Source organism: Streptomyces sp. SAI-135 (assembly GCF_029893805.1).
Taxonomy (GTDB): domain Bacteria; phylum Actinomycetota; class Actinomycetes; order Streptomycetales; family Streptomycetaceae; genus Streptomyces.
The window spans coordinates 5687402-5704006 of the sequence record NZ_JARXYP010000002.1; the positions used below are offsets into that span (position 1 = coordinate 5687402).

17 protein-coding genes are annotated in these 16605 nt (G+C 71.5%); 9 read left to right on the plus strand and 8 right to left on the minus strand.

Translation table 11 applies throughout. From position 1 onward, the window contains the following. Positions 1-126: 126 nt before the first annotated feature. The 5 genes from M2163_RS30380 to M2163_RS30400 form a co-directional block, all read right to left on the minus strand. Positions 127-906, minus strand: a complete 780-nt coding sequence (locus M2163_RS30380; RefSeq protein ID WP_280849709.1) for a succinate dehydrogenase iron-sulfur subunit — start codon at positions 904-906, stop codon at positions 127-129. After that, positions 906-2660, minus strand: coding sequence for a succinate dehydrogenase flavoprotein subunit (gene sdhA / locus M2163_RS30385; protein WP_280849708.1), 1755 nt, complete (start codon positions 2658-2660; stop codon positions 906-908). The genes M2163_RS30380 and sdhA overlap by 1 nt, the downstream gene beginning before the upstream one ends. Positions 2661-2682: 22 nt before the next feature. After that, entirely contained in the window at positions 2683-3165 is a 483-nt protein-coding gene (locus M2163_RS30390; protein WP_037718879.1) for a succinate dehydrogenase hydrophobic membrane anchor subunit, read from the minus strand. Positions 3166-3170: 5 nt separating this feature from the next. Next, on the minus strand, positions 3171-3551 hold the full coding sequence (gene sdhC / locus M2163_RS30395; RefSeq protein WP_007384241.1) for a succinate dehydrogenase, cytochrome b556 subunit: 381 nt from the start codon (positions 3549-3551) through the stop codon (positions 3171-3173). A gap of 189 nt (positions 3552-3740) precedes the next feature. Beyond that, positions 3741-4277, minus strand: a complete 537-nt coding sequence (locus tag M2163_RS30400) for a 2-oxo-4-hydroxy-4-carboxy-5-ureidoimidazoline decarboxylase (RefSeq protein ID WP_280849707.1) — start codon at positions 4275-4277, stop codon at positions 3741-3743. Positions 4278-4432: 155 nt separating this feature from the next. Here M2163_RS30400 and M2163_RS30405 point away from each other — a divergent pair, with 155 nt between their 5' ends. From M2163_RS30405 to M2163_RS30420, 4 genes are all read left to right on the plus strand, one after another. Then, the gene (locus M2163_RS30405; protein ID WP_280895562.1) at positions 4433-6091 is read left to right on the plus strand and encodes a family 20 glycosylhydrolase; all 1659 of its coding nucleotides are present in this window, start codon (positions 4433-4435) and stop codon (positions 6089-6091) included. Positions 6092-6229: 138 nt separating this feature from the next. Next, positions 6230-6994 (plus strand): DUF4328 domain-containing protein, encoded by a 765-nt coding sequence (locus tag M2163_RS30410; protein WP_280849705.1) that lies wholly within the window; start codon positions 6230-6232, stop codon positions 6992-6994. A gap of 85 nt (positions 6995-7079) precedes the next feature. Then, on the plus strand, positions 7080-7583 hold the full coding sequence (locus M2163_RS30415; RefSeq protein ID WP_280849704.1) for a hypothetical protein: 504 nt from the start codon (positions 7080-7082) through the stop codon (positions 7581-7583). Positions 7584-7659: 76 nt separating this feature from the next. Further along, the gene (locus M2163_RS30420; protein ID WP_280895563.1) at positions 7660-8265 is read left to right on the plus strand and encodes a hypothetical protein; all 606 of its coding nucleotides are present in this window, start codon (positions 7660-7662) and stop codon (positions 8263-8265) included. Between the two features lie 68 nt (positions 8266-8333). Here M2163_RS30420 and M2163_RS30425 read toward each other — a convergent pair whose 3' ends face one another. Next, on the minus strand, positions 8334-8795 hold the full coding sequence (locus M2163_RS30425; RefSeq protein WP_280849702.1) for a DUF1877 domain-containing protein: 462 nt from the start codon (positions 8793-8795) through the stop codon (positions 8334-8336). A 188-nt stretch (positions 8796-8983) separates the two neighbouring features. Between M2163_RS30425 and M2163_RS30430 the strand changes: the two genes are divergently transcribed. Next, positions 8984-9412 carry a hypothetical protein gene (locus M2163_RS30430; protein WP_280897339.1) on the plus strand — a complete coding sequence of 143 codons (429 nt, stop codon included), beginning with the start codon at positions 8984-8986 and terminating at the stop codon, positions 9410-9412. A gap of 78 nt (positions 9413-9490) precedes the next feature. Here the strand turns inward: M2163_RS30430 and M2163_RS30435 are convergent, their stop codons facing one another. After that, the gene (locus tag M2163_RS30435; protein WP_280895564.1) at positions 9491-11608 is read right to left on the minus strand and encodes a peptidoglycan recognition protein; all 2118 of its coding nucleotides are present in this window, start codon (positions 11606-11608) and stop codon (positions 9491-9493) included. Positions 11609-11897: 289 nt separating this feature from the next. On the opposite strand from M2163_RS30435, the gene M2163_RS30440 reads away from it, so the two are divergent. The 4 genes from M2163_RS30440 to M2163_RS30455 all read left to right on the plus strand — a co-directional run bounded on the left by M2163_RS30440 (position 11898) and on the right by M2163_RS30455 (position 15435). Further along, entirely contained in the window at positions 11898-12515 is a 618-nt protein-coding gene (locus M2163_RS30440) for an RNA polymerase sigma factor (RefSeq protein WP_280895565.1), read from the plus strand. A 3-nt stretch (positions 12516-12518) separates the two neighbouring features. Further along, complete coding sequence (locus tag M2163_RS30445) at positions 12519-13349, plus strand: hypothetical protein (RefSeq protein ID WP_280895566.1); 831 nt, start codon at positions 12519-12521, stop codon at positions 13347-13349. A 323-nt stretch (positions 13350-13672) separates the two neighbouring features. Then, positions 13673-14335 carry an RNA polymerase sigma factor gene (locus M2163_RS30450; protein ID WP_280849698.1) on the plus strand — a complete coding sequence of 221 codons (663 nt, stop codon included), beginning with the start codon at positions 13673-13675 and terminating at the stop codon, positions 14333-14335. After that, a complete protein-coding gene (locus M2163_RS30455) occupies positions 14335-15435 on the plus strand; it encodes a hypothetical protein (RefSeq protein WP_280895567.1) in 1101 nt (366 codons plus the stop codon). Before M2163_RS30450 ends, M2163_RS30455 begins: the two co-directional genes overlap by 1 nt. 256 nt (positions 15436-15691) lie before the next feature. On the opposite strand, the gene M2163_RS30460 is transcribed toward M2163_RS30455, so the two are convergent. Then, positions 15692-16513, minus strand: coding sequence for a L,D-transpeptidase family protein (locus M2163_RS30460; protein WP_280895568.1), 822 nt, complete (start codon positions 16511-16513; stop codon positions 15692-15694). Positions 16514-16605: the final 92 nt, after the last annotated feature.

A 16605-nucleotide genomic window follows, 5' to 3' on the forward strand; every position in this document is an offset into this window, starting at 1 on the left:
TCGCCGAATTCGCAGTGTGGCAGATACCTGTCAGGTCGGAAACAGGGCGTACGTGAACCAGAGGCCCCGTTCCTCCACCTGGTGCGGTGGGGGAACGGGGCCTCTGGACCAGTCGTGGTGTGAGGGTCAGAACCGCCGAGTGATCAGCGCCCTCTTCACTTCCTGGATCGCCTTCGTGACCTCGATGCCGCGCGGGCAGGCGTCCGTGCAGTTGAAGGTCGTGCGGCAGCGCCACACGCCGTCGCGGTCGTTGAGGATCTCCAGGCGCTGCTCGCCCGCCTCGTCACGCGAGTCGAAGATGAAGCGGTGGGCGTTGACGATGGCCGCCGGACCGAAGTACTGGCCGTCGTTCCAGAAGACCGGGCAGGAGGACGTGCAGGCCGCGCACAGGATGCACTTCGTGGTGTCGTCGAAGCGCTCGCGGTCCTCGGCCGACTGGAGGCGTTCCCGGGTCGGCTCGTTCGTGTCCTTCGTGATCAGGAAGGGCATCACGTCGCGGTACGCCTGGAAGAACGGCTCCATGTCGACCACGAGGTCCTTGAGGACCGTCAGGCCCTTGATGGGCTCGACCGTGATCGGCTTCGACGGGTTGATGTCCTTGATCAGCGTCTTGCAGGCCAGACGGTTCTTGCCGTTGATCCGCATCGCGTCCGAGCCGCAGATGCCGTGGGCGCAGGAGCGGCGGAAGGTCAGCGTGCCGTCCAGGTCCCACTTGATCTTGTGCAGCGCGTCGAGGACACGTTCCTTCGGGTCGATCTCCAGCTGGAAGTCTTCCCAGGTCGCCTCCGCCGAGACCTCCGAGTTGAAGCGGCGGATGCGGAAGGTGACCGTGATGTACGGGGAGTCGGCGAAGCCGGGCTCGGGCTGGCCGGCCGCGTCCGCCTTGTCCAGAACGGGGGTTGCCATCAGTACTTACGCTCCATCGGCTGGTAGCGGGTCTGGACGACCGGCTTGTAGTCCAGGCGGACGGTCTCGGTGCCGTCGTCGCCCACCTCGCGGTACGCCATGGTGTGGCGCATGAAGTTGACGTCGTCGCGGTTCGGGTAGTCCTCGCGGTAGTGACCGCCGCGGGACTCCTTGCGGGCCAGCGCCGACACCGCCATGACCTCGGCGAGGTCGAGGAGGTTGCCGAGCTCGATGGCCTCCAGGAGGTCGGTGTTGAACCGCTTGCCCTTGTCCTGGATCGAGACGTTCAGGTAGCGCTCGCGCAGTTCCGCGATCTTCTCGACCGCCGTCTTGATGGTCTGCTCGGTGCGGAACACCATGACGTTCGCGTCCATGGTCTCCTGCAGCTCGCGCCGCAGCACCGACACGCGCTCGGTGCCGGTCGCGTTCCGCAGGCGCTCGACCTGCGCGACGACGAGCTCCGCCGGGTTCTCCGGCAGCTCGACGAAGTCGGCCTTCTGGGAGTACTCGGCGGCGGCGATGCCCGCCCGCTTGCCGAACACGTTGATGTCCAGCAGCGAGTTCGTGCCCAGACGGTTCGCTCCGTGCACCGAGACGCAGGCGACCTCGCCGGCCGCGTACAGGCCCGGGACGACCGTCGTGTTGTCCGCCAGGACCTCACCCTCGACGTTGGTCGGGATGCCGCCCATCGCGTAGTGCGCGGTGGGCTGGATCGGGATCGGGTCCGTGTACGGCTCGATGCCCAGGTAGGTGCGCGCGAACTCGGTGATGTCCGGCAGCTTGGCGTCCAGCTGCTCCGGCGGCAGGTGCGTGAGGTCGAGGTAGACGTGGTCGCCCTCGGGACCGCAGCCGCGGCCCTCACGGATCTCCGTGTAGATGGAGCGGGACACCACGTCTCGCGAGGCGAGGTCCTTCATGACCGGCGCGTACTTCTCCATGAAGCGCTCGCCGTCCTTGTTGCGGAGGATGCCGCCCTCACCGCGGGCGCCCTCCGTCAGCAGGATGCCCATGCGCCAGATGCCGGTCGGGTGGAACTGGAAGAACTCCATGTCCTCCAGCGGCAGCCCGCGACGGTACACGGCCGCCTGGCCGTCACCGGTCAGGGTGTGCGCGTTCGACGTCACCTTGAAGAACTTGCCGCAGCCGCCGGACGCGTAGATCACGGCCTTCGCCTGGAAGACGTGGATCTCGCCGGTCGCCAGCTCGTACGCCACGACACCGGCCGACTTCTTGACGCCGTCGACCTCGGTGATCAGCTGGTCCAGGACGTAGAACTCGTTGAAGAACTCCACGCCCTCCTTGACGCAGTTCTGGTACAGCGTCTGGAGGATCATGTGGCCGGTGCGGTCGGCCGCGTAGCAGGACCGGCGGACCGGGGCCTCGCCGTGGTTGCGGGAGTGCCCGCCGAACCGGCGCTGGTCGATCGTGCCGTTGGGCGTGCGGTTGAACGGCAGGCCCATCTTCTCCAGGTCGAGGACCGAGTCGATGGCCTCCTTCGCCAGGATCTCGGCGGCGTCCTGGTCGACCAGGTAGTCACCGCCCTTGACCGTGTCGAAGGTGTGCCACTCCCAGTTGTCCTCCTCCACGTTGGCCAGCGCCGCGGCCATGCCGCCCTGCGCGGCACCCGTGTGGGAGCGGGTGGGGTAGAGCTTGGTCAGCACGGCGGTACGGCTGCGCTTCGTCGACTCGATCGCGGCGCGCATGCCGGCGCCGCCCGCGCCGACGATGACGGTGTCGTACTTGTGGATCTTCATCAGGAATTCCTCAGCCCCGTGCCTAGCGGATGTTCGGGTCGAAGGTGAAGATCACCAGCGTGCCCAGCAGGATGGTGAACACCGTGGCGGTGTAGAGCAGGCCCTTGAGCCACAGCCGGGTGTTCGGGCGCTCCGCGTAGTCGTTGATGATCGTGCGCAGGCCGTTGGCGCCGTGCAGCATCGCCAGCCACAGCATCATCAGGTCCCAGACCTGCCAGAACGGGGACGCCCAGCGGCCGGCCACGAAGGCGAAGCCGATCTTCGAGACGCCGCCGTCCAGCACCAGCTGGATCAGCAGGTGGCCGATGACCAGGACGACCAGCACGACACCCGACAGGCGCATGAAGAGCCACGCGGCCATCTCGAAGTTGCCGCGGGTCGAGCGGGGGGTCTTCTTGGTGCGCTTGCGCGGGGCCTCGATCAGGGGCGCCGGGTTGTCGACGCCGTAGCCGGAGTCGCCCTCGACGGGGCCGATTCCGGAAGCGGTGGTTTCAGTGGTCGCCATCGGTATCAGCTCCCGAACAGTTCACGAGCGGCGTGGCCGAGGACGGGGTAGATCGCCCCGATCATGAGCACGACCCACAGGCCCACGACGGACCAGAGCATCTGCTTCTGGTAGCGCGGGCCCTTCGACCAGAAGTCGACGGCGATGACGCGCAGGCCGTTGAGCGCGTGGAAGAGGATGGCGGCCACCAGGCCGTACTCCAGGCACGCGACGAGCGGGGTCTTGTACGTGGCTACGACCTTGTCGTAGTCCTCGGGTGAGACACGGACGAGAGCGGTGTCCAGCACGTGAACGAACAGGAAGAAGAAGATGAGGACGCCGGTGACTCGATGAGCCACCCAGGACCACATTCCTTCCCGGCCGCGGTACAGCGTTCCAGCCGGCACGGAAGTCCCTCCGGGAGCGGGGTATCGGGGCCTGCCGGCTTGTGCTGTCGGTCGGGCCCGGCCGGGTACGGTCCACCGGCCCCCAGCATCGTAGCGACGTGTTGTCGGAACGCTTACGCCGGGCCTATCTGTGTGATCAAAGTGGCACGCAGATGGGGGAACCGGGCGGCTAATGCGGTGGGGTGTCCGTTATGCGCCGGGTGCGGGCTCGTGATGGCCGGTGGCGCCCCTGAGGGAGGACACCAGGCGCCCCCTCGCCATGCGGCGGAGTTCCTCTGCCGCCACCACCCGCTCTTCCTCCGGATCGTTTGTCAATCGTGACCGGATGCCCGCCAGCACATGGTCCAGGACCTCGTCGGCGGGCAGGCCGTCCAGGCAGATGACGAAGGCGTGCCCGAAGCGGGACTCGTAGGCCGCGTGGGCCGCGTTCAGGGCCATCTGCGCCGCCGAGTAGGCCCCGTCCGGCAGGACCGGCAGGGTCTCGGCCGCGAGGGCCTCGGAGAGATCCGACACGGTCAGGTCGTACGCCGCCTCGTCCGAGGCCGCGAGGAGCGCCTCCACGGTCGGGTAGGGGCGGTGCGCCGCGATGCGCTCGGCCCAGCGGAGGCTGCGCAGGCAGTCCAGGAGGAGGCCCCGGGCCTCGGCGGCGGGGGCGATGTTGAAGGCGTCCAGGACCGTGGGCAGGGACGGTATGGCCACTCGGCCGGGAGTATGTGTGGGCGTCACGTGTGTTTCGACAGGGGAAGCTGTGAGCGGTGTGACTCAACGTTATCGAGAGTGGACATGACCTGTCCGACGGATGCCCGAATTTCACCCGCACGGGAGAGTTTCGGAACGTGTGGTGGACACGGCCCCCGCTCTTGAGGCCCTAGGTTGACGATGTGAGCCAGCACAGGAAACGACCGGAGAAGCAGGCACGGGGGCTGATCGCGGGGGCGGTCGCCGTCACCGTGGCGGCCGGAGTGGGTCTCGGGCTGTGGGCGGGCGGCGACGGCGACCCGGCGGGATCGGCCAGTTCCGAGTCCCGGGCCCAGTCACCCGCGGGCGGCCGGGCGGAGGGCTCCCCAGGGCCCTCGAAGGCCCCGAGTCCGGCCCCCAGCCCCACCCGGTCCTACCCTCTGTCCACCACTCCCCGCACCATCCCCGCCGTGCGCGCCCACACCCCGGCGCGCGGCCCCGGCTGGCGTCCCGCCTCCGGCCTGCGCGTGGTCGTGAACGACGCCGACCTGGCCGACGAGGGGCGCCTGCTCGCCGGTGAGCTGGGGCTGAGGTACGCCGGGCAGAAGGACGACGTACGCGCCGGGGACGTACGGCTCACGCTCAACGACGACGAGGGCGCGGACCCGGAGTCGTACCGCATGACCGTGCGCGGCGGGCGGGTCGCCATCAGCGCGCCGGACGACGCGGGCGTGTTCTACGGGACCCGCACGCTCAAGCAGGAGGTGCACGGCGGCGGTACGGCACCGGAGGGCGTCGTGCGCGACGAGCCCGCCAAGCCGGTGCGCGGGCTGATGCTGGACATCGCGCGCAAGCCGTTCACGGCCGGGTGGATCGAGGACCGGGTGCGCGAGCTCGGTGATCTGAAGTACAACGAGCTCGGGCTCCACTTCTCCGACGACCAGGGCTTCCGGATCCAGTCCGACACGCACCCCGAGATCGTGTCCCGCACGTATCTGACGAAGGCGCAGGTCAGGAAGATCATCGCGCTCGCGGCGCAGCGGCACATCACCGTCGTGCCGGAGATCGACTCGCCCGGTCACCTGGGCGCGGTCATCGCCGCGCACCCCGAGCTCCAGTTGCGCAGTGCGGCGGGCAACGCGCCGCAGGGAGCCGTGGACATCTCCAAGCCCGCGGCCGCCGAAATCGTGGACGACCTGCTGAACGAGTACGCCGAGCTGTTCCCCGGTGCCGACTGGCATCTCGGTGGCGACGAGTACCGCGCGCTGATGGTGTCCAGTCCGGCGACGACCTACCCCCAGCTCGCCGCCGCCGCCCGGAAGGCCTACGGCTCCGGCGGCACCGTCGCCGACCTGACCACGGGCTGGCTCAACGACCGCGCCCGCACCGTCCGCGCCCACGGCAAGACCCCGCGCGCGTGGAACGACGGCTTCTTCCGGGGCACGTCCGTCCAGCCGGGCAAGGACATCCAGGCCGGGTACTGGACCGGCAAGGAGATCGGCGCCCGGCAGCCCGTGGAGTACCTGAGCACGGGCCGCAAGGTCATCAACTACAACGACAAGCTGCTCTACTACGTCCTCGGGCAGCCCAACCAGTTCTACTACCCGACGGGGCAGCGGATCTACGAGGAGTGGACCCCCCGGGTCCTGCGCGGCACCACGGCCGTCCCCTCGAAGTACGACGACCAGATCCTCGGCGGGTCGTTCGCGGTGTGGGGCGACTTCCCGAACGCGCAGACGCAGGCCCAGGTCGCCGCGGGCATCCGGATGCCGCTGCGGGCGACCGCGCAGAAGCTGTGGGACCCGCGACAGCCCGCCCTGACCTGGACGCGCTTCAAGGAGCTGGCGGACCGGCTGAGCTGAGGAACAGGGGATTCCCTGTGGACGTACGGGGCCGCCGAACCGTATGTTCCGCATGCTGCGCGTGAGGCTTCGGGGAGAACTCCGCGCGGTCTGCTGATCATCCACCGGAGTTCTCCCCGTCATCGGGGGGACCTCACCATGCTCTGCACGCGCTGCCACCACTTCGAAGCGGCACCGGACGGCGTCCTGTGCAGTCAGTGCGCCGCGGCGCCCGCGTTCCAGGCCCCGCCGGCCGGTGCCCCGAAAGCCTGGCTGCGCTCGCCGGTCGGGCTCGGACGCGCCACCGCGGTGCTGCTCGCGGTGACCGCGGCCGTCGACGCGTTCGCCGTCGGGGCGGACTTCCTGGAGTACGACGTCACGGGCGACCTCGCCGGGGGCGCGTTCGGGGACGCCGTCCTGGACCGGGCCGACCTGGCGGACACGCTCACCGCCGTGGCCGCCTCCGCGCAGGCCGCCGTGCTGCTGGCCTGCGCCGTCGTCTTCGTGATCTGGCTCTGGCGGGTACGGGTCAACGCCGAGGTGTTCGCCCCGGACGGGCACCGCAAGGCGCGCGGCTGGGTCATCGCGGGCTGGGTCGTGCCGTTCGTGAGTGTCTGGTACCCGCGCCGGGTCGTGCTGGACGTCTGGGACGCGAGCAGCCCGGAGGGCCAGCGCGAGGGGCACGCGCTGGTCAACGTCTGGTGGACGCTGTGGCTCCTGACGAACGTGGTCGGGCGGTTCCTGGCCGGCATGGCCGGGGAGGCCGACTCCCCGCAGGAGATCCACGACGCGATGGCGCAGATGATGTTCGCCGACGGCGTCGACCTGGTCGCCGCGCTGGTCGCCGCCGCGCTCGTGCTGCGACTGACCCGGATGCAGGACGAGAAGGCCCGCCGGGGACCGGCGGTACCCGCCGCCGTGTGACGGATTTGGTCCGTCCTGCTGCGAACTGCCGTACGAATGTGGTGTATTCGGGCCCGAACCGTACCGAGCAGCCGGGGGGACCGGGATGGGCTACTGGGGTTACTTCGTCGTCGGCCGCGCGGAGCGGCCGCTCGCCGGGCTGGACGCGCTGGCCGGCGCCGAGGGCATGGTCCTGCGCGAGTCGGCGCCCGGCGGATGGCAGGTCTGGGAGTACGCGAGCAGCGAGGGCGACGTCGGGAACATGAACGCCCTCGCCCTGGAGACCGGTTCGCCCGCGCTCTTCGGATACGTCATGGACAGCGCGTCGGTGGCGGTGGAGGCGGCGGGACCGGAGAGCGGGGCCTGGACGACCTGTCTGGCCCGCGCCGCCATGGCCACGTACATCGGGGGCGGCGAGGAAGGGCTGACCGTGGACGACTACTTCCTCGAACCCCGGGACGCGGCCGCGCGGGCCGTCGCCTGGGCCGGGGAGGCCGGGCACGAGGTGGCCGAGGAGCCGCTGCTCGACGTACTGAACTCCGAACCCGACCCATTGGCCGAAAACCTCTTCTTCCGTATGCTCGACCGGCTCGGTGTGGTGCCCCTGTGACACTCCCGGGCCGTCGCGCGCAGTAAGGGGAAGTGCGGGTTCCGTTAGGGAACACCGCTCGGCGAGGGAGGCGTGGATGAGTCTGGTGGAGCTGATCGGCCAGGCCGACGAACGCGGACTGGCCGCCAGCGGGTTGGCTTGTTTGGATCGGTGCGTACCGCTGCTCGGTGGCGACGACGAGGTTCTCCGGCCCCTGTGGGCCGGCCTCGCGGACGACGCCGGGGCCGAGGAGTGGGGCGAACGGCTGGAGCAGGTGCGGGGGAAGCTGGGCGGGGACGGGGAGTTCGGGGGAGCTGGTTCCGGTTCGGACTCGGACTCGGGTTCGGGTTCGGGTGAGGACGAGGCCGTGCTGCTGGCCCGCCGCATGCTCGCCGCCGCGCCGACGGAGCGGTCCGCCGCCGGAGTGCGGGTGTGGGCCGACGCCTGTTCGGTCGCCGCGCTCCAGATCCACCGGCTGCTCGACCCCCTGAAGGACACCGGCGACTCGGTCGACGCCCGCCGCGAGGGCCGTACGGAGGGCATGTCCCCCCTCGTCGCCGCCGAACTGCGCCGCCAGATCACCGTCCTGGAGCTTGTCGCCGGCCACGGGACGGCGGGTCTGCGCCCGGCCCTGGAGGTCTCGACGGAGGGCCGCCGGGTGCTGCGCGCGGTGGTGTCCCGCAGGAGCCGCCGGCAGGGGTGAGGAGCGGCGGTTCAGTGCCGTAGCGGCTCAGTGGTGCGGTGGGCCCAGTGATGCAGTGGCGTAGCGGCTCACTGGATGAGCCACTTGACCACCGCGTCCCCGTACTGCGCCGTCTGCCCGTAGAACGCCGTCAGGTCCCGGTGCGCCGCCGCGAACACCCCCCGCGCCTCCTGTTCCGCGGCCGCCCCGCCGTGTCTCGGCAGCAGTTCCTCGCGGGCGACCCGCCACAGGGACTCGAAGTCCGCCGAGCCCAGGTACGACGAGACGCGGTTCGCCCGGGCCGCGGTCAGGACCAGGAACGGGGGCTTGTCGTGGTCGCCCGGGTAGACCGGGAGGCCCCCGAGAACCACCTCGGCGCCCTCGTAGAGGAGTTCGTGGTCCAGGTAGGACTTGTCCAGCACCTCCTCCCGGTGTCGTCCGATGCGTTCGCGTACGGCGTCCCAGTCGTCCTCGAACAGCCGTTGCATCCAGTTGGCGCTGTTGCGCAGGGCCGAGGGCGGCACCGCGCGGAGGTGGAAGTAGTCGCTCATCGAAGACAGGAGCGCACCGGAGGAGGGAATCGTCACTCCGGCGTCAACCGCGCTGCCGAGAGGGTCCTGTGACCGTCCGGGGAGGGTTGCGGCGAAGGTGCGTCGGTCCTGCACCGGTCCCGCCGAGGTGCCCCGAGGCGGGTGACGAAACGCCCCGCCCGAACGCTCTCTCCCTTGTGACCACTGATGTGACGGCTCATGCAACTGCCCCTGCGACGGCCGGGGCGACCACCCGCCGGACCAGCCGCCCCGCCGCCGCGGCCAAACCCGTGCGGTGGGCCGCCGACGCCGTGTCGGCCCTGCGCGAGGGCGCCCGCGTCCGGCTCGACTACTCGGCGCAGAGCCTGTGGCGCGTCGACCGCCTGATCGAGGAGATCCGGCGGGAGGGAGCGCCGTACGCCGCCGTGGAGACCGTGCTGCGCGGGCTCGGCGCCTACGCCGGTGAGGTCGTCGTCCGCCAGGCCGGTGCCGAGTGGTGGACGAGCGGCGGCGAGCACTGGGTCCGTACGCCCGACGGACGGCTGTGGGACCCGGTGGACGAGGCCCGCCGCTGCTTCGCCGGTGACGGCTCGCTGCGGCTGCTGTGCCGCGACGCGACGGGTGCCGGGCGGCGCTGAACGCACAACGGGCGCCCGCCCTCCCCGCGATGCGGGGGGAGCGGACGCCCGTGCCGGTGGACGCGGCGCTGCGGAGGGCTACTTGATGTAGACCAGGCCGTCCGTCGTGATCGTCGGGCGGCCGCTGGTGCCGACCACCACGATCTTGACGGTGTGCTTGGCGCTGCCGGACCAGGACTTGGTCCAGATCGCGTCGCGGTACTTCGTGGTCGAGGACTTCAGGTCCACGGTCGCGACCTTGGTGCCGTCCACGTACACGTACGCCTGCCCGGAGGTGGACGCCCGCGAGACCACCCAGGCGGCGGACCGGCCGGTGAACGTCCAGGTCAGGCTCGCGCCCTTGGAACCGCTGGAGTACGACTTGCCGCCGAGGTAGCTGGTCGACGAACGGGAGGTCCAGCTGCCGGACTTCGTCGCCGAGGTCTCCTGAAGGATCATCGGCGTGTAGGAGGGCGACGAGGTGCGGGTGTTGCCCGCGACGTCGTACGCCTTCATCGACCAGGTGCTCGCGGTACCGGACTTGGCGGTGCGGCTGGAGCTGGTGGTGGTCGGGCCGAAGGTGGCCGTCGTCGGGGAGAGCAGGCTCACCTGCTTCAGGGCCGCGTTGTCGGCGGCCTTCCAGCCGAGGGTGACCGGGACGGCGGTGGTGTTGACCGTGCCGGTGCGCAGGGTGATCTTCGGGGTGGTGGAGAAGGTCGGCGCGGTGGTGTCGGCGACGACGGTCAGCGCGGTCGTCGCGGGAGCGGTCTTGCCGGACTGGTGCACCGCCCGCACGGCGACCTTGTGGGTGCCCGCGGCCAGGGTCGTGCTCGCCGAGGTGGCCGTGCCCGCGGCGGTCGTGACGACCGTGCCGTCGACCAGCACCTCGAACTTCGAGATCAGCGAGCCCGGCGTGGTCGTCGACCACTTCACGGTGATCGCGCCCTTGGTGTAGTACGTCGAGCCGGACAGGGTCGCGCCGGTCAGCGAGGTGACCTTCAGGCCCTGCACCGGGCCGGCCGCCCAGGCGCGGATGGTCGGCAGCTGGCCGTAGAGGGAAGTGCCGGGGCACTCGGTGGCGTAGCCGTCACGGTGGCCGGAGATCCGGTTGAAGGTGTAGAGGCTGCCCGCGGTGAAGCTCGTACCGGCGAGGTTCTTCTGGGTGGCACCGGCCTTCAGCTGGACCGTCGTGCCGGGGTCGGCGCCGTACTGGCCGAGCTTCCAGGCCGCGATGCGGGCGACCGAGGCGAGGGCGGCGTTCGAGGCGCCCGCCGAGGTGTACTCGCCGATGACGGCGATGCCGGTGGACTCACGGTTCCACCCGTAGGTGTGGGCGCCCAGGACCGGCTGGTCGACGCCGCCCTTGCGGCCCTCGAAGATCGTGCCGCACTTGTCGACCAGGAAGTTGTAGCCGAGGTCGTTCCAGCCGTTGCCGCTGGGGGCCGGGGCGGTGTGGTACGCGTAGATGGCCCGCACGACCGACGCCGATTCGGCGCAGGTGTAGTCGTTCGACCCGGTCGTGTGATGGACGAAGACGGCCTTCACATCCGCGTTGTACTCCGACGGGTCGGGGCTCAGCGACTCGTCGGCGCCCCAGTCGGCGCGCGAGACGATCGGCGGCTCGGGAACCGTGGACGCCGGGGCGGTGGGCGTGGTGGTGGGCGAGGGGCTCGGGGTCACGTCCTCCGTGTAGGCCGCCGGCTCGGTCGTGGCGCCGGCCGCCTCGGCGGCGGTCACGCCCGGGTCGACCAGGTTGACCTTGAGACCCGAGGGCAGTCCGGCGCTGGTGGTGCCGTCCTCGTGGACGACCTGGACCTCGACACCGTCCGAGGGGCCCACCCACAGCGGTTCGGACGCGCCGCGTGCCCCGGCCCGCTCGTCGGCGTCCTCCACCGGGTCCGCGTCCGTCTCCAGGTCCTGCCAGGACGTCCACGCGCCGGTGTCGACGCTGCGGGTGCGCACCTGCGCCTTGCCGTCGAGCCGCTTGGTCGCCCCCGTCCAGGAGATGCCGAGCAGCGAGAACTGCTTGGTCTCGGTGCGCGGCAGCTCGCGCTCGCCGGTCTCGGGAGCCTTCAGCGCGAGGTTGTAGACCTTCACCGGCCGCTCGGACTGCGGATCCCCCGCGGTGTCGGCCGACGGACTGGCGACGGCGTAGGTCGCGATGCCGCCGCCTCCCAGAACCACCGCACCGAGCGTCAGCCACGCCCGCCGCTTCATGCTCAGCGGTCTGTACGCACGGCTATTACGACGACTCACTACCCCACCCCTGAAATCGGTCACAGACCTTGAATTCGGTCACAGAAACACCACCTGTCTCACAGGTGGCACTCGTACAGCGTACGAACACTGCCAGGCGTCACAGGAGTTCGAGGCGGGGTGCCCTGAATGTCCGACCTGCTGTGACACTTCTGTGAGGTCCGGCGCTGTTGACCGTGGGGGACATGGGCAAGGGCGACCGTGCCGGACGGTGCGGAATCGCCACGAACCGGTACGGACGGGAAAGTTCTTGGGCCAGGGAGGGGAACCCCGCCGCGTGCAGGCGTACGACGGGGAACTGGGCGCGGCCGTGGCACGGGCCCAGGAAGGCGACGAGGCCGCCTTCGCGGTCGCCTACCGGCTGGTGCAGCCCGGACTGCTCGGGTATCTGCGCGGGCTGGTCGGGGAGGACGCGGAGGACGTGGCGTCGGACGCGTGGCTGGAGATCGCCCGGGACCTGGGCCGGTTCAGGGGGGACGGGCCGGGCTTCCGGGGCTGGACCGCGACCATCGCCCGGCACCGGGCCCTGGACCATCTGCGCCGGCAGAAGGTGCGGCCCCGGTCGGCGGCGCTGGAGCAGGACATGCTGGACCTGCCCGGCCCGTACAGCACACACGACCAGGCGCTGGAGTCCCTCTCCACCGAGTACGCCCTTGACCTGGTCCGGGGGCTGCCGCGGGACCAGGCCGAGGCGGTGCTGCTGCGGGTGGTGGTCGGACTGGACGGCCCCGCCGCCGCCCGGGTCCTCGGCAAGCGGCCCGGCGCGGTGCGCACCGCGGCGTACCGGGGGCTGAAGCGGCTGGCGCGCCAACTGGGCGTCGAGAGTGTGACGGATGACAGCCCCCGGACGCTGGGGGAGTCGACATGACAGGTGAGCACCACCTCGGACAGGGACGGACACGGCATGGGTGACGAGCGGAACGGCGAGGCCCCCGGCCGCCGGCGTGCGCGCCCGGAGGAGACCGTGCGCGGCCGGGAGCAGTCGTACGGCCCTGAGTCCCGGTACGACGACAGCCCCCTGGAGGCGCTGCTCGCCGCGGCCCTGCGCGGGGGGAAGGCCGAGGACGAGGCGGAGCGGCGCGCCGTGGCCGCGTTCCGGGCGGCGCGCGACGCGGGGACGCACCGGGCGCGGACGCGGCGGCGGGACGACTGGCGCCCCCGCGAGCGGCGCCGGGCGCGCTCACTGAAGGCGACGCTCTGTGTCCTGCTCGGCAGCCTGACCCTCGGCGGGGTCGCCTACGCGGCCATCGGCTCGGTGGGCGGCGGTCCTGACCAGGGCGCGGTGGGCGGCAGGGACGTGCGCCCGAGCGTCTCGGCGGGCACGTCGGCCGGGTCGCCCGGGGGCGCGCGGCCGTCCGCGTCCGTCCCCGCCGAGCGCCCGTCCACCGCGAAGGACACGCTCGCGCACTGCCGTGCGTACGAGAAGCTCCGGGGCCGCGGCGAAGCGCTGGACGCCACGGCGTTCCAGCGGCTGGTGACGGCGGCCGGCGGCGAGGGCGCCGTGAGCGCCTACTGCACCGCGTTGACGGACGCGGCCGACGCGAAGGGTGCTGCGGGCGAGAACGGCGCGGGCAACGCGAACGGCGGAGGGAACGCGAACAGCGGGGGCAACGCCGGGGACGCGGGCGGCGCGCAGTCCGGGAGCCGGCAGGGCACGAGCGGCCAGTCGAACGCGGGCGGGAACAAGTCCGGGAAACAGTGACCCGGGGCGGCCGAGGCAACGGCCGGGGCCGCCACCCCCCACAGGAGAGGCCCCGGCCGTCGCGCGGCACGGGCCGCGCGGCGGCCCGTACTTCCTTCAGCGTCATGAGTGCGGTTTCTGTCACACCCCGCAGGACCGCCTCCGGATCACGAGCTCGTTGCATTTTGTACGGACATGGACGAGCAGCGGTTTCAGGTCGTAACGTGCCTTTCGCGCCGGGCGCGGAAGTTGAATGATCAACGCGACTCTCGAACGATCACCACAACCCCTCGACGGCTCGAAGCGGCGACCATCGATCGCGACCACGTATTGAGGATTCACGGGTGCTGGGGGACGACGCGGAGTTGACTGCCGCGGTGCTTGCGGCACAGGACGGGGACGAGACCGCGTTCCGGACTGTGTACCGCGCGGTGCACCCGCGGCTGCTCGGATACGTCCGGACGCTGGTCGGTGATCCGGACGCCGAGGACGTGGCCTCCGAGGCCTGGCTCCAGATAGCCCGTGACCTGGACCGTTTCGAGGGGGACGCGGACCGGTTCCGCGGCTGGGCGGCGCGGATAGCCCGCAACCGCGCCCTCGACCACATCCGGATGCGCGGCCGCCGCCCCGCCATCGGCGGTGACGAGACCGAGCTGACCGGGAAGCCCGCCGAGTCGGACACCGCGGGCGAGGCCATCGAGGCGCTGGCCACCGACACCACGCTCTCGCTCATCGCCCGGCTGCCCCAGGACCAGGCCGAGGCCGTGGTGCTGCGGGTGGTGGTCGGCCTTGACGCCAAGACCGCCGCCCAGACCCTCGGCAAGCGGCCCGGCGCGGTACGGACGGCCGCGCACCGGGGTCTGAAACGGCTCGCCGAGCTCCTCGGCGAGGATCCGGAATCGGCCGGTGTGCTCGACGCCCTGCCGCCGCAGCGAGAACCGCAGAACCGTGCGGTGACGTCCGCGAGTGTGACGCATACGCGTCCGCGGACGCAGAAGGACATGTGATGGCCGACGAGAGCTACAGGTGGCTGGACCTCGAGACCGCGGAGCGGCTGCTGCGCGGCGAGTCACTGGAAGCTGTCGACGAGGCCGCCCGTGACCAGGCCGAGCGGCTGGCGAAAACGCTGGACGCGCTGACCGTCGAACCCGCTCCGACCAGCGGCGGACTGCCCGGTGAGGAGGCCGCGCTGGCCGCGTTCCGCAAGGTGCGCGCGGAGCGTGCGGACGACTGGGTGAGCCCGCCCGTGCGGGGCCGGCACCGGGGCGCGGCCGGTTCCGCCGACGCCGGTCTGGTGCGCATCGGCGCCCCGGAGGCGGGGGCCGGGCGTCCCCGTCGGCGGCGTCCCGCGCACCTCGCGCTGGCCGCCGTGCTGACCGTCGGGATGGTGGGCGGGGTGGCCGCCGCGGCCGGAATCGGAGTCCTGCCGCACTTCGGGAACGGCGAACCGGAACCCGCGGCGTCGGTGTCGGCCGCCACCACCCCGGACCACCCGCTCGTCTCGCCGTCGACCCCGGCCCCGCAGGCCGTGCCCTCGCCCGGGGGCTCCCCGTCCAGTGGGAGCGGCTCCCGGGACACGGCACGCGGCGGCACCGGCGCGACGCCCGGCAAGGGCTCCGAAGGGCCGGGCGTACGGCCTCGCGGCGACTGGAACGGAGCCGCCTCGGCCTGCCGGGACGTGCGCGCGGGCAAGAAGCTCGACCCGGTCCGCAAGCGCGCCCTGGAGGGTGCGGCGGGCGGTTCCTCGCAGGTGTGGAAGTACTGCAAGGGAGTGCTGGCCGGCGCCGACCCCCAGAGCGGTGACGTCAGGTCCGCCCCCGACGACCACAAGGGCGACGGCAAGGGCGACGACAGCGGCGACCACGAGGACAGCGACAAGAGCGGCGGCGGGCACGGCCGGGGCGGGAACGGCGGCCACGGCGGGAATGGCGGCCACGGCGGGAAGGGCAGCCACGGCGGGAAGGGCGGGAACGGCAACCAGTTCACGTCCCCCCGCAAGAACCACCACGCCCCCGACGGCGGCACCACCTCCGCCGCCCCGCTCGCCACACCCCGGGCAACGATGTCACCCGACCCCCGCCCGAGCCCGTCGTACAGCGCGCTTTGACCGCTGCGGCACCTCGCCGACCTGCGCTTTTCCCGCCCACCGTGATGTCTGTCGCGGTGGGTGTGACGTTTTCGGGGTCTGCGGCGCAGTACTGAGTGAGCCGACTGGTCATCGGCCGTCGCACAGAGCCGGGGTTCCCCCCGTACCTACGGCTCGTGCACCTGGCGCGGGCGGGACACGTTCCCCCGGTCCCGTCCGCGCCCCTCACTCCTCGCGGAAGTCGCGGAACCCACGGAACCCGCGGAACCCGCGGAACTCACCAGTGCACGACGACCTTGTCGCCGTTCCGCACCTGGGCGAACAGGTCCGCGATCGCCGCCTCGTCGCGGACGTTGACGCAGCCGTGGGAGCCGCCCGCGTATCCGCGGGCGGCGAAGTCGGCCGAGTAGTGCACCGCCTGGCCGCCGCTGAAGAACATGGCGTACGGCATCGGGGAGTCGTAGAGCGTCGACACATGGTGGCGTGACTTCCAGTAGACGCTGAACACGCCCTCACGGGTGGGGGTGCCCACCGAGCCGAAGCGGACCGGCACGGTCGTGAGCGTCCGTCCGTCGATCATCCAGCGCAGCGTGCGGCTGGTCTTGCTGATGCACAGCACCCGTCCGGTCAGACAGCGCGCGTCGGGCGCGTCGGCCGGCTGGCCGCCCATCAGATACAGCTCCCACTTGCCCGGCTCATGGGTCATGGCCTTCAGCCGCTTCCAGGTGACCGTGTCGGTCTTCCCCGTCCTGGGCAGCCCGCGCTTTCCCTGGAACCCCTTCACCGCCCGCTCGGTGAGATCGTCGTACGAGCCCGTGGGGCCGTCGTAGAGCCAGGCCACCTGACGCAGCCGGGCCTGCACCTCCCGTACGTCCCGGCCGGTGTCGCCCCGCGACCACAGGACGGTGGGCGCAGCGGCCGGGGCCGACGGGGTCGTCGCAGAGGGCTTCGGGTCGTCGTCCGCCGGCGGCGTGCTGTGGTCCGGGACCTCGATCCGCACCGGCAGACGCCGCTTGCCGTCCCCGTCCCCGTCGGCGGTCTGCACCGTGCAGCCGCAGGCCGTCACCAGGACCAGCAGCGCGGCGAACGATCTCCCCATGCCCGTACTACGCATCCGGACCCCCTGTCGTCTCACCGGCATCCCTGAGATGTCTCCCCCCGGACGGCCGGTTGCGAACGACCCGGCGGCGC

What these genes read in the sequence shown, in the direction of transcription:
- M2163_RS30380 (WP_280849709.1), bottom strand. Translation starts at nt 906, where the DNA reads ATGGCAACCCCCGTTCTGGACAAGGCGGACGCGGCCGGCCAGCCCGAG.
- sdhA (WP_280849708.1), bottom strand. Translation starts at nt 2,660, where the DNA reads ATGAAGATCCACAAGTACGACACCGTCATCGTCGGCGCGGGCGGCGCC.
- M2163_RS30390 (WP_037718879.1), bottom strand. Translation starts at nt 3,165, where the DNA reads ATGGCGACCACTGAAACCACCGCTTCCGGAATCGGCCCCGTCGAGGGC.
- M2163_RS30410 (WP_280849705.1), top strand. Translation starts at nt 6,230, where the DNA reads ATGCTCTGCACGCGCTGCCACCACTTCGAAGCGGCACCGGACGGCGTC.
- M2163_RS30415 (WP_280849704.1), top strand. Translation starts at nt 7,080, where the DNA reads ATGGGCTACTGGGGTTACTTCGTCGTCGGCCGCGCGGAGCGGCCGCTC.
- M2163_RS30420 (WP_280895563.1), top strand. Translation starts at nt 7,660, where the DNA reads ATGAGTCTGGTGGAGCTGATCGGCCAGGCCGACGAACGCGGACTGGCC.
- M2163_RS30425 (WP_280849702.1), bottom strand. Translation starts at nt 8,795, where the DNA reads ATGAGCGACTACTTCCACCTCCGCGCGGTGCCGCCCTCGGCCCTGCGC.
- M2163_RS30435 (WP_280895564.1), bottom strand. Translation starts at nt 11,608, where the DNA reads ATGAAGCGGCGGGCGTGGCTGACGCTCGGTGCGGTGGTTCTGGGAGGC.
- M2163_RS30455 (WP_280895567.1), top strand. Translation starts at nt 14,335, where the DNA reads ATGGCCGACGAGAGCTACAGGTGGCTGGACCTCGAGACCGCGGAGCGG.
- M2163_RS30460 (WP_280895568.1), bottom strand. Translation starts at nt 16,513, where the DNA reads ATGGGGAGATCGTTCGCCGCGCTGCTGGTCCTGGTGACGGCCTGCGGC.